The organism is Micrococcaceae bacterium Sec5.7, from assembly GCA_039636785.1.
In the GTDB taxonomy this organism is placed as follows: Bacteria; Actinomycetota; Actinomycetes; order Actinomycetales; family Micrococcaceae; genus Arthrobacter.
Window position 1 is genome coordinate 3,675,407 of sequence record CP144169.1, and the last position, 12,538, is coordinate 3,687,944.

The window sequence follows — 12,538 nt, forward strand, 5'->3', positions numbered from 1 at the left end:
TCAGCTCGGCAGCACGTTCCGTGAACGTTCACGGAACGTGATCAAGCTTACTGGGGGTCAACGATTTTGGGTAGTGCCTGTTGCTGGCATCAGGCCGATTGGCGGAGAACCAGCCGGTGCCGGAACCTCAGATCTGCGGCATCGCTGCCTGGAGCGATTGTTCCGGCAAGAAGTCCGGCAAGAAGTTCGACGGCGGCCCTCCCCACCTCGCGGAGGTCCAGCGAAAGTGTGGTCAGCTCCGGCGATACCAGCTCGCCCAGGGGGATTCCGTCCATGCCGATCACTGCGCAGTCCTGCGGAACCTTCCGGCCGGCGTCAGCCAGCGCTTTGAGTACCCCCGCCGCCATCAGGTCGTTGAACACGACCAACCCGTCGGTGTCCGGGCGTCGCAACAGCAACGCGCGCACAGCCTGGCGGGCTGCCTGGGCTGATTCAGCGGCGTTGACTACAGTGAGCGGTCTTCCAGACTCCCTCGAAATACTTACGAAGGCCCGGCCCCTCACCGACCGTGAACTGCCGTGGCGTGTGTCAACGTATGCGATATGCCGACGCCCGCTGCCCCGCAAATGATCCAGTGCAAGGCTGGCTGCATGGCAGTAGTCGAAGGAGATCCCGCCGGCGGCAGCACCGGCAGCCCGGTCCAAGACCACCAAGGGCCGTCGGCCAAGAATGGCCTGGGCCGCTTCGACCGCCCCTCCGAGGTACCCGATCACGGCATCCACTTGCGGAGCAAGGTGGGCCACGGCATCCAGCCCGCTTCCGCCGCCGTGCCCGTAGTCGTCCATCACCACGTGCCAGCCGCGGTGGGTAGCGAACTCAACCACGCTCGATGCGAACGCAGGATAGTAGGGGTTGGTGAGATCCGGGATGGCCAGGCCAAGCGACGTGCGTGCGCCCTGAACCAGCCCCTTGGCGAACCGGCTCGGGGTATAGCCGAGTTCCATCGCCAGCGCCTGAACCCGCTCGCGCGTATCGGCCTTGATGCCGGGCATGTTGTTCATGGCCCGGGTGACAGTCTGACGCGAGACTCCAGCTGCGGCGGCCACATCAAGGATGGTGGCGCGCCTGGCCGGGCTGCCGGAATTGGAGATCATAGTTGGTAAGTCTAGAGGCGGTGGAACGCAGACTCTGCATGCCTTCCAGCCTGCAACCGAATGGCAGGTGTTGTGTTTTGTGTTGGGTGGTTAATGTGGGAGAGCCCCCGACCTGGTGGTTGGGGGCTCTCGACCTTTTTTTAATGGTTGTCCGGCGGTGACCTACTCTCCCACACCCTCCCGGGTGCAGTACCATCGGCGCTGTGGGTCTTAGCTTCCGGGTTCGGAATGGGACCGGGCGTTTCCCCCACGCTATGACCGCCGTAACCCTTGCTCCCGTCCCGCACACCGGGGTGTGGGGTGGGAAATCTGGTGTTACAACTGTGGTGTTGTTATTCAGTTGTGGTGTTCCCTGCAACAAGCCGGTAAGGGTTTGTTGTTTGGGAACCACATAGTGGACGCAAGCAGTCTTGTTTCTTTGTACCACCCTTGGTGTGAACGTCTTTTGAAGGATCCGTTCACGGGTGGTGTGTGGTGTAAGTTATCGGCCTATTAGTACCGGTCAGCTTCACGAGTCGTTAGTCCTCGCTTCCACATCCGGCCTATCAACCCAGTGGTCTGGCTGGGGGCCTCTCACACCCGAGGGTGTATGGAAATCTCATCTCGAAGCGAGCTTCCCGCTTAGATGCTTTCAGCGGTTATCCCATCCGAACGTAGCTAATCAGCGGTGCACTTGGCAGTACAACTGACACACCAGAGGTTCGTCCGTCCCGGTCCTCTCGTACTAAGGACAGCCCTTCTCAAATTTCCTGCGCGCGCAGCGGATAGGGACCGAACTGTCTCACGACGTTCTAAACCCAGCTCGCGTACCGCTTTAATGGGCGAACAGCCCAACCCTTGGGACCTACTCCAGCCCCAGGATGCGACGAGCCGACATCGAGGTGCCAAACCATGCCGTCGATATGGACTCTTGGGCAAGATCAGCCTGTTATCCCCGAGGTACCTTTTATCCGTTGAGCGACGGCCATTCCACAATGTACCGCCGGATCACTAGTCCCGACTTTCGTCCCTGCTTGAGATGTCTCTCTCACAGTCAAGCTCCCTTGTGCACTTACACTCGACACCTGATTGCCAACCAGGCTGAGGGAACCTTTGGGCGCCTCCGTTACTTTTTAGGAGGCAACCGCCCCAGTTAAACTACCCATCAGGCACTGTCCCTGACCCGGATTACGGGCCGAAGTTAGATGTCCAAAGTGACCAGAGTGGTATTTCAACGATGACTCCACCCGAACTGGCGTCCGGGTTTCAACGTCTCCCACCTATCCTACACAAGCCACTCCGAACACCAATACCAAACTATAGTAAAGGTCTCGGGGTCTTTCCGTCCTGCTGCGCGTAACGAGCATCTTTACTCGTACTGCAATTTCGCCGAGTTTATGGTTGAGACAGCGGGGAAGTCGTTACTCCATTCGTGCAGGTCGGAACTTACCCGACAAGGAATTTCGCTACCTTAGGATGGTTATAGTTACCACCGCCGTTTACTGGGGCTTGAATTCTCAGCTTCGCCTTGCGGCTAACCGGTCCTCTTAACCTTCCAGCACCGGGCAGGAGTCAGTCCGTATACATCGTCTTGCGACTTCGCACGGACCTGTGTTTTTAGTAAACAGTCGCTTCCCCCTGGTCTCTGCGGCCCCTGCACGCTCCCCACAGCAAGTGTGGTTCACGATGGGGGCCCCCCTTCTCCCGAAGTTACGGGGGCATTTTGCCGAGTTCCTTAACCATAATTCTCTCGATCGCCTTAGTATTCTCTACCTGATCACCTGTGTCGGTTTGGGGTACGGGCGGCTAAAACCTCGCGTCGATGCTTTTCTAGGCAGCATAGGATCACTGAATCCCCCCTCACGGGAGTCCCATCGGGTCTCAGGCATCATGAACAGCGGATTTGCCTACCGTTCGCCCTACATCCTTGGACCGGGACTACCATCGCCCGGCTCAGCTACCTTCCTGCGTCACACCTGTTAATACGCTTACCTCCCAGGATCAGGTCCCGCGCTCCACCAAAACCCGCACACCCCGAAGGGCGATTGGGCAGGTCTCGGGCAGTTAGTATCCCCTGTTCAGCATGGACGGTTTTTCGCCGGTACGGGAATATCAACCCGTTGTCCATCGACTACGCCTGTCGGCCTCGCCTTAGGTCCCGACTTACCCAGGGCAGATTAGCTTGACCCTGGAACCCTTGATCATTCGGCGGACGGGTTTCTCACCCGTCTTTCGCTACTCATGCCTGCATTCTCACTCGTGTAGGCTCCACCGCTGGTTTACACCGCGACTTCACTGCCCACACGACGCTCCCCTACCACTCCAGACGCCTGAACCAGAAGAACAAGTCTCCGGCTTAGCTAATATCTGAAATCCACAACTTCGGCGGTGTACTTGAGCCCCGCTACATTGTCGGCGCGGAATCACTTGACCAGTGAGCTATTACGCACTCTTTTAAGGATGGCTGCTTCTAAGCCAACCTCCTGGTTGTCTTCGCAACTCCACATCCTTTCCCACTTAGCACACGCTTAGGGGCCTTAGTTGGTGGTCTGGGCTGTTTCCCTCTCGACTATGAAGCTTATCCCCCACAGTCTCACTGCTGCGCTCTCACTTACCGGCATTCGGAGTTTGGCTGACGTCAGTAACCTTGTAGGGCCCATTAGCCATCCAGTAGCTCTACCTCCGGTAAGAAACACGCAACGCTGCACCTAAATGCATTTCGGGGAGAACCAGCTATCACGAAGTTTGATTGGCCTTTCACCCCTACCCACAGCTCATCCCCTCCATTTTCAACTGAAGTGGGTTCGGTCCTCCACGACGTCTTACCGTCGCTTCAACCTGGCCATGGGTAGATCACTTCGCTTCGGGTCTAGATCACGCCACTGCAACGCCCTGTTCAGACTCGCTTTCGCTACGGCTTCCCCACACGGGTTAACCTCGCGACGTAACACTAACTCGCAGGCTCATTCTTCAAAAGGCACGCCGTCACCAGAATCAGACTGGCTCCGACGGATTGTAAGCACACGGTTTCAGGTACTGTTTCACTCCCCTCCCGGGGTACTTTTCACCTTTCCCTCACGGTACTGGTCCGCTATCGGTCATTAGGGAGTATTTAGGCTTATCAGGTGGTCCTGACAGATTCGCACGGGATTTCTCGGGCCCCGTGCTACTTGGGATACTTCCCAGGCGGTACACAACATTTCGGTTACGGGGCTCACACCCTCTCTGGCCGGCCTTTCAAGACCGTTCACCTATGCCTGTACTACTCACCTCACTGTCCCGGCAGAGACAGAACGGAAAGTCCCACAACCCCGACCATGCAACGCCCGCCGGCTATCACACATGGAACGGTTTAGCCTGATCCGCGTTCGCTCGCCACTACTGACGGAATCACTGTTGTTTTCTCTTCCTGCGGGTACTGAGATGTTTCACTTCCCCGCGTTCCCCCCACGCACCCTATGTGTTCAGATGCGGGTCACCAGATCACTCGCGCGCCTGGCGGGGTTTCCCCATTCGGACACCCTGGGATCACAGTCCGGTTATCGACTCCCCCAGGCTTATCGCAGATTCCTACGTCCTTCTTCGGCTCCTAATGCCAAGGCATCCACCGTGTGCTCTTAAAAACTTGACCACAAAAGATCAAAAAAACTAATTCACGAGAGAACCACAGAAACCACCCACACACACACCATCCCGAAAGACAGCACACGCACGGACAGATCCAGGTTCATATTCTTGGAAATTGCTTCTTATAAAAGATGCTCGCGTCCACTATGTAGTTCTCAAACAACAACCCCAAACCACACACCCCACACACAACCCCCGAAGGAGAACCACGTGCGTGATCGATGCAGCCAGGAAACCAGAAACAAACAAAACCCGCGGACACGGCAAAAGCCATGAACCCGCGGCCCTGTTGCCTCAGGACCCAACAGTGTGCCAAACACTAAACCACCCACTCACCCCCGCACCGTTCCAGGCACCCTCCCGAAGGAAAACACCGTACTAAGCACCGGAGAAAACCGGCAGCCGCTATTCGCTGATATTCCACCCATGAGCACCCGCCGCGGAACAATCGTCCGCGAAACGGGCTGTACTCCTGACAACCCCCGCCCCCCGCATACACGGAAAACAGGACATTGTAGGTGCTCCTTAGAAAGGAGGTGATCCAGCCGCACCTTCCGGTACGGCTACCTTGTTACGACTTAGTCCCAATCGCCAGTCCCACCTTCGACAGCTCCCTCCCACAAGGGGTTAGGCCACCGGCTTCGGGTGTTACCAACTTTCGTGACTTGACGGGCGGTGTGTACAAGGCCCGGGAACGTATTCACCGCAGCGTTGCTGATCTGCGATTACTAGCGACTCCGACTTCATGGGGTCGAGTTGCAGACCCCAATCCGAACTGAGACCGGCTTTTTGGGATTAGCTCCACCTCACAGTATCGCAACCCTTTGTACCGGCCATTGTAGCATGCGTGAAGCCCAAGACATAAGGGGCATGATGATTTGACGTCGTCCCCACCTTCCTCCGAGTTGACCCCGGCAGTCTCCTATGAGTCCCCGCCATAACGCGCTGGCAACATAGAACGAGGGTTGCGCTCGTTGCGGGACTTAACCCAACATCTCACGACACGAGCTGACGACAACCATGCACCACCTGTGAACCGGCCTCAAAGAGGGGAGCACATCTCTGCGCTTTTCCAGTCCATGTCAAGCCTTGGTAAGGTTCTTCGCGTTGCATCGAATTAATCCGCATGCTCCGCCGCTTGTGCGGGCCCCCGTCAATTCCTTTGAGTTTTAGCCTTGCGGCCGTACTCCCCAGGCGGGGCACTTAATGCGTTAGCTACGGCGCGGAAAACGTGGAATGTCCCCCACACCTAGTGCCCAACGTTTACGGCATGGACTACCAGGGTATCTAATCCTGTTCGCTCCCCATGCTTTCGCTCCTCAGCGTCAGTTAATGCCCAGAGACCTGCCTTCGCCATCGGTGTTCCTCCTGATATCTGCGCATTTCACCGCTACACCAGGAATTCCAGTCTCCCCTACATCACTCTAGTCTGCCCGTACCCACCGCAGATCCGGAGTTGAGCCCCGGACTTTCACGGCAGACGCGACAAACCGCCTACGAGCTCTTTACGCCCAATAATTCCGGATAACGCTTGCGCCCTACGTATTACCGCGGCTGCTGGCACGTAGTTAGCCGGCGCTTCTTCTGCAGGTACCGTCACTTTCGCTTCTTCCCTACTGAAAGAGGTTTACAACCCGAAGGCCGTCATCCCTCACGCGGCGTCGCTGCATCAGGCTTGCGCCCATTGTGCAATATTCCCCACTGCTGCCTCCCGTAGGAGTCTGGGCCGTGTCTCAGTCCCAGTGTGGCCGGTCACCCTCTCAGGCCGGCTACCCGTCGTCGCCTTGGTGAGCCATTACCTCACCAACAAGCTGATAGGCCGCGAGTCCATCCAAAACCACAATAAAGCTTTCCACCCCCCGCCATGCGGCAAGGAGTCATATCCGGTATTAGACCCGGTTTCCCAGGCTTATCCCAGAGTTAAGGGCAGGTTACTCACGTGTTACTCACCCGTTCGCCACTAAAACCCCCAGCAAGCTGGGGATCATCGTTCGACTTGCATGTGTTAAGCACGCCGCCAGCGTTCATCCTGAGCCAGGATCAAACTCTCCGTTGAAGTAAAACAAAAACAGACACAACCAACACCCCCGGGAAAACGGGACGTGAAGGCCGCACAAAATTTGAAACCAGCTGTAAAAACCAGACCCCAACCACGGGGTGGCAGGATCCGGCAAATTCAACCAATTCATATAAAATAAACCGGTATCAACAAACTTGGCACACTATTGAGTTCTCAAACAACAGACACACCCGGCACCACCCAAACCCTAACGGTCCAGGATCGCTCCGGAGCAACTTTTCAAGCTTACCCGGTTTCCCTGCCCGATGCAAATCCTGTTTCCAGGACCAAACGAGCAGACAAACCATCCCCACCACCAACCAGAAGCACGTAAAAGCGCCACCAGAAACTGGTCTTGAAAGAAGGGGTTTGGCCGCCTCCGGGACCCAGCTTCTCGCTGGTCTCCCTCGTGGCGACTTAGAAAACAATACATGCCAACGAGACCCTGCGCAAATCAAGCACCAAGCCCTCTCCATCGACCCAAAATCCCCGCCAATCCGGGTGAAAACAGGGTCCGAACAGCGAGCCGGCGGTGCAGTCGTCGTAATTCGCTGCTGTGTGCTGCATCACCAGAACAGAGGCGCCGCGGCAGAAGCGGGTTAACGCAAAGAAGGGCCGGCAACCATACGGTTGCCGGCCCTTCCCAAGCAGCTGGAATCAGCAGTGCTGAATTAGACTCTGCTGAATTACCAGGAAGACTTGGTGATGCCCGGGAGCTCACCACGGTGCGCCATGTCGCGGAAGCGAACACGGGAGATACCGAACTTCTGGAAGGTACCGCGGGGGCGGCCATCGATGATGTCGCGGTTACGCAGACGTACCGGTGAGGCGTTGCGGGGCAGCTTCTGCAGGCCGAGGCGTGCAGCTTCGCGAACTTCGTCGGTCGAGTTGGGGTCAACCAGAGCCTTCTTCAGTTCGAGGCGCTTGGCAGCGTAACGCTCTACGATGACTTTACGCTGTTCGTTCTTAGCGATCATTGACTTCTTAGCCATGTGTTTAGCGCTCCTCTCGGAATTCGACGTGCTGGCGGATCCTGGGATCGTACTTCTTCAGAACCATACGGTCCGGATCGTTACGACGGTTCTTACGGGTTACGTAGGTGTAACCCGTTCCCGCGGTGGACTTGAGCTTGATGATCGGACGTACGTCCTTGTCTTTTGCCACTAGAGCTTCACTCCCCGTGCCAAGATGGCGGCTACGACTGAGTCGATGCCGCGTACGTCGATGGTCTTGATGCCACGTGCGGAAACCTGCAGCGTGACGTTACGCCGCAGGGACGGAACCCAGTAGCGCTTCTTCTGAATGTTCGGGTCGAACCGGCGCTTATTGCGGCGGTGCGAGTGTGAAATGCTGTGTCCAAAGCCCGGCTCGGCCCCAGTCACTTGGCAGTGTGCTGCCATGACTTCTCCTCTAAGAATTGAATGAAATGGACCGCAAATTTGCTGCGGGACCATGCGGCTAAGAGCGACCCAAGTGATCAGGGTGAACGGGTAAACGCGCAACTTGAGCCCCTAACTACCGGCTACCCTGGAGAAATTTCCGGGCCACCGGAGCAATTGCGCACGCTCCGCGCACTTAGCGCCTCCCAAGTCTACGAGTTTGTGCAATTAAAGACCAATCCAGCACATGGAGGTGTATAAGGGCAGCCGGCTCTTCCACACGGAAGTCATACCGGCTCAGAGGTAATTTCACAGCAGAATCAAAACAAGCGGACCCACTCTTGGAACATGAACACACAGCTCCTGCCGGCCAGCCCGGCCCGAAGCCGCCGAACCGGCAGGGGCCCGGGATTCCCTGCGGTTGAGGGCCGCTTTGCCGCACAGCACCGACGCCGGCTCTTCCGGGCGGACGTCCTGGCAGTATCCGCATGGGCTTCCGTCGCGGCCGCCGCGGCATTGTGGATGGCCGACGGCGGCATGACTGGGTTCTCGACGCTCTCCGGTGCCTTTACCGCCGTGGGCATCATCGCGGGACTGTCCGGCGTCGACCTGGTTCTGTCGATGTTGCTGCTGGCTGCGCGCATTACTGTGATTGACCGGACAGTCGGACACGACCGCGCCCTTGAATTCCACCGGAAACTCGGGAAGCCGTCGCTGTACCTGCTCCTGGCGCACGGGCTGTTCGTGGCGATCGGGTACGGAATGGCTGAAGGCTTGCATCCCGTCAGCGAATCCGTGGCCCTGTGGGTGCTGGTGCCGGACATGTGGCTGGCGTTTGCTTCCATGGCGCTGTTCATCGCAGTTGTGGTTACATCGCTGGTGGCTGTCCGGCGCCGTTTTCCCTACGAGTTCTGGTACGCCGTGCATCTGCTGACCTACGCTGCTGTGGCGACTTCCTTGCCACATCAGTTCAGCCTGGGCTGCCTCTTCGCGGAGGAGGCATGGCAGCGCTGGTACTGGCTGGCCATCTGCATTGGCGCCGGCGCCGCACTGTTGTTTTACCGGATCATTCAGCCGGTTGTGGCGACTTTCCGGCACCAGCTCACGGTCAGCAGGGTGGTGGCCGTGGCGCCGGGTGTTGTGAGCATTGAAATGACCGGGCTGCAGCTCCACAGGCTGTCCGGAGCCGGTGGCAGATTCTTCATCTGGCGCTTCCTCGCCCCCGGTCTGTGGTGGCATCCGCACCCGTTCAGCCTCTCTGCCGAACCCCTGCGTTCAGCGGCCTCCGGACACGGACAGCTGCGGATTACCATCCGCAGTCTGGGTAAGGGGTCCGCGCAACTTACGGCGCTGCAGCCCGGCACAAAAGTGGCCGTTGAAGGGCCGTATGGCTTGTTCAGTTCGGCCGCCCGCAGCCGGGATCACGTGGTGATGATCGGGGCCGGAATCGGCATCACGCCGCTTCGCGCCTTGCTCGAAACCACGCCGTTCGCGCCGGGCAACTCGACCGTACTTCTGCGGGGCCACAGCGAGGAGGAACTGTACCTCGGGGCGGAAATTCTGGAGTTGTGCCGGAGCCGGGGCGCCTCGCTGTTCCACCTGACCGGGCCCCGGGGCGGGCAGGACGGGTCCAGCTGGCTGCCTTTCAGCGCCGTTCGGTCCAGGCACGGGCTCGGAGACTACGCCCGGACATCGCTGAAGCCGATGTATATGTATGCGGGCCGGACGACTGGGCCCGAGCCGTTATCCGCGATGCCCGCGTGGCCGGCGTACGGGAAGATCAGCTCCATTACGAAAGGTTCGACTGGTGAGAGTGCGAGCAGCAGTTTCAGCAGCCCTGGCATCGGCCGGCATCCTGTTGGTTGGTTGGCAATCCGGCATCCACGTGGCAGAGACCCGCAGCAGCGCGGCGAACACCTCGGCCGGAACTAACGGCACGGGAATCACAGGGACGGGGATCACAGGGGCCGATGCGGGGACCCCCACTGGATCGGCCTCTTCCGGAACGGCTGGTTCTTCCGGTGCATCGGGGGCTTTAGGCGCAGCCGCCAAAGCCGGCGGCACGTACGACGGCGCTGTGATACAGACCCGCAGCCAATCTCTGATTCCGCACCGCTTTTCCCGGTGGACGGGCCGCTGAGGCGGAGTGCCGCTCTTCGCGCCCGGACGTTCCGCTGCATGGGCACCATCATCAGCCTCACCATCCCGGCCGGACGGCAGGCATGCGGGTTCCACGAAACCAGCAATCAGCTGCCCGGACCACAACTAATGGAGGATGAGCTGGAAGCCGCTGTCGCCGTCGTCGAACGCCTTTTTCTGGAACTGGACGAGACGTTCAGCCTGTACCGGCCGGATTCCGAGGCAAGCCGCCTGGCACGCGGCGATGTGGCGCTGCCGGATGCGTCGGCCGGGATGAGGGAGCGCTACGAGGAAGCTGTCGGCTGGCGGCTCCTGACCGAGGGCGCCTTCACCCCATCGCGGCCGGACGGTGTTCTGGATCTCTCCGGACTCATCAAGGGTCACGCGATCCGGGAGGCCGGCACTTCGCTCCTGGCACTGGGCCTCCGGGACTGGTGCATCAATGCGGGAGGGGATGTGCTGGTCAGCGGCTCGCCGACGCCGGGCGGTGAGGAAGCCTGGGCGGCCGGAATTATTGACCCGGCGGACCGCCGGACCCTGATTTCCGGCCATCCCCTGGGCCGGACGCGGACAAAGTCTGCTCTGGCGTCCGGTTCCGCCGAGCGTGGCGACCACATCTGGGCTGCGGGCAAGGGTGCGGGTGCCGTCGAGTTCCGGCAAGTGTCCGTGGCCGCCGCGGACATTGTGACCGCCGATGTGCTGGCGACGGCGATCGTTGCCGGCGGGATGCCGATGCTGGGCCGGGCTACGGAACAGTGGGACGTCGCCGTGCTGGCGGTGCGCCGGGACGGGGAGCTGCTCGCGACGCCTGGGTTCCGGGGCTAGCGACGGGTTTCGGCTCAACACCGGAGGCGGGCTAGATGTGCGTGAGCTGGCCGTACTTTGGCTGCAGGCCATCGCCGGAGGACTTGCCGGTGACCCGGCGGACCACCCAGGGGCCGGCGAATTCGCGCACCCAACGTGCGTTTGCACGGATGGCGTCGGCGCGGCTGAGCTCCGGCAGCGGAGTCATGGGCGGGACCTCGATGGAGTGGTCGTGCTCCAGGACGGTGAGCACGCGCTTGGCCATGTTCACGTGCCCGGCGGCGGACATATGCATACGGTCCTTGGCCCACATGCCCCAGTCGTAGTACTCGCTGAAGCGCCAGTAGTCCACCAGCAGGGCACCGTGATCGCCGGCAATGCCGCGGACCAGCTCGTTATAGATCGCAGTGCGGCCGCGCATGGTGCCGAAAACCTTGGATCCCCGGGAATCAAAGCCCGTGAACATCACCACGGTGGCGCCGGTGGCACTCAACTTGCGGATGCCGGCGTCGTACTCAACCAGAAGGTCATCAATGTCGATCTTCGGGCGCAGGATGTCGTTTGCACCGGCGTAGATGGTCACCAGGGTGGGTTTAAGTTCGACGGCGGCGTCCACCTGCTCTGCCATGATCTGGCGAAGCTTCCTCCCGCGGATGGCGAGGTTGGCGTAGCCGAGGGACGGATCTGCAGCACCCAGCTGCTCAGCCACCCGGTCCGCCCAGCCGCGCACTCCGTTGGGGCGGTCGGAATCGTCGTCGCCGACGCCTTCCGTGAACGAATCTCCGAGAGCCACATAACGGGCCGTAAAATCCATAGCGCCAGTCTGTCACCTGTTGCCGGAAGCAACAAAGCAACGCGGGGTCACTTACGGCCCATAACACAGCGCTTATCGGGCCGTAGGTGACCCCGCGTTGCAGTTTGGACGGGCGGCTCAGGCCCGCGGCCGCCTCACTGCTCGCGCAGGATCCAGTGATCGCCATCCAGGCGCGCCACGATCTTCTCGCCGATCCGCGCCAGATCCGCCACGTCACGGTCCGTGAGCGCGTCCAGGAACAACGAGCGGACTGCTTCCACATGCCCGGGCGCGAGTCCCGCAATGGTGGCCATCCCGGCGTCGGTCAGGTGGGCGGTGGTGACGCGGGCGTCGCCGGGGTGGGGCCGGCGCTCCAGCCAGCCGCGGTTCTGCAGTTTGGTGACCACGTGGGACAACCGGGACAGCGAGGCGCTGGTGCGGGCAGCGAGCTCGCTCATGGGCAGGAACCGGCCCTCAGCCTCGGAGAGCATAGCCAGCACGTTGTAGTCGAACAGCGAGACGTTCCCGGCCGAGTGAAGCTGTGTGTCCAAGGCCGCGGGGAGCATGGTGTTGATGCTCAGCTGGGCCAGCCAGGCTCGGCGTTCGTCGGCGTTGAGCCAGCGCGGTTCGGTCATGACCCCATCCTAGGAGAAAAAAGATGCTT

8 protein-coding genes and 3 rRNA genes are annotated in these 12,538 nt (G+C 60.0%); 2 read left to right on the forward strand and 9 right to left on the reverse strand.

Translation table 11 applies throughout. The features are described 5' to 3' along the window. Nucleotides 1–89: 89 nt before the first annotated feature. From V3C33_17575 to rpmB, 7 genes are all read right to left on the reverse strand, one after another. Nucleotides 90–1,094: a LacI family DNA-binding transcriptional regulator gene (locus V3C33_17575; GenBank protein ID XAS67231.1), complete on the reverse strand. Its 1,005-nt coding sequence runs from the start codon at nt 1,092–1,094 to the stop codon at nt 90–92. 149 nt (nt 1,095–1,243) lie between these two features. After that, nucleotides 1,244–1,360 (reverse strand): 5S ribosomal RNA (gene rrf / locus V3C33_17580). A 205-nt stretch (nt 1,361–1,565) separates the two neighbouring features. Further along, nucleotides 1,566–4,704, reverse strand: a 23S ribosomal RNA gene (locus V3C33_17585). A 525-nt stretch (nt 4,705–5,229) separates the two neighbouring features. Beyond that, nucleotides 5,230–6,756, reverse strand: a 16S ribosomal RNA gene (locus tag V3C33_17590). The 16S, 23S and 5S rRNA genes sit together here, the layout of an rRNA operon. A gap of 689 nt (nt 6,757–7,445) precedes the next feature. Next, nucleotides 7,446–7,751: a 30S ribosomal protein S14 gene (gene rpsN / locus V3C33_17595; protein XAS67232.1), complete on the reverse strand. Its 306-nt coding sequence runs from the start codon at nt 7,749–7,751 to the stop codon at nt 7,446–7,448. 4 nt (nt 7,752–7,755) lie between these two features. Beyond that, a complete protein-coding gene (gene rpmG, locus V3C33_17600; GenBank protein XAS67233.1) occupies nt 7,756–7,923 on the reverse strand; it encodes a 50S ribosomal protein L33 in 168 nt (55 codons plus the stop codon). Beyond that, the gene (rpmB, locus tag V3C33_17605) at nt 7,923–8,159 is read right to left on the reverse strand and encodes a 50S ribosomal protein L28 (protein ID XAS67234.1); all 237 of its coding nucleotides are present in this window, start codon (nt 8,157–8,159) and stop codon (nt 7,923–7,925) included. The genes rpmG and rpmB overlap by 1 nt, the downstream gene beginning before the upstream one ends. 327 nt (nt 8,160–8,486) lie before the next feature. On the opposite strand from rpmB, the gene V3C33_17610 reads away from it, so the two are divergent. Both V3C33_17610 and V3C33_17615 read left to right on the forward strand, forming a co-directional pair. After that, a complete protein-coding gene (locus tag V3C33_17610; GenBank protein XAS67235.1) occupies nt 8,487–10,070 on the forward strand; it encodes a ferric reductase-like transmembrane domain-containing protein in 1,584 nt (527 codons plus the stop codon). Nucleotides 10,071–10,316: 246 nt separating this feature from the next. Next, nucleotides 10,317–11,102 carry an FAD:protein FMN transferase gene (locus tag V3C33_17615; protein ID XAS67236.1) on the forward strand — a complete coding sequence of 262 codons (786 nt, stop codon included), beginning with the start codon at nt 10,317–10,319 and terminating at the stop codon, nt 11,100–11,102. Between the two features lie 31 nt (nt 11,103–11,133). Here the strand turns inward: V3C33_17615 and V3C33_17620 are convergent, their stop codons facing one another. Continuing rightward, a complete protein-coding gene (locus V3C33_17620; GenBank protein ID XAS67237.1) occupies nt 11,134–11,895 on the reverse strand; it encodes an SGNH/GDSL hydrolase family protein in 762 nt (253 codons plus the stop codon). Nucleotides 11,896–12,029: 134 nt separating this feature from the next. Next, nucleotides 12,030–12,509 (reverse strand): MarR family transcriptional regulator, encoded by a 480-nt coding sequence (locus tag V3C33_17625; protein ID XAS67238.1) that lies wholly within the window; start codon nt 12,507–12,509, stop codon nt 12,030–12,032. Nucleotides 12,510–12,538: the final 29 nt, after the last annotated feature.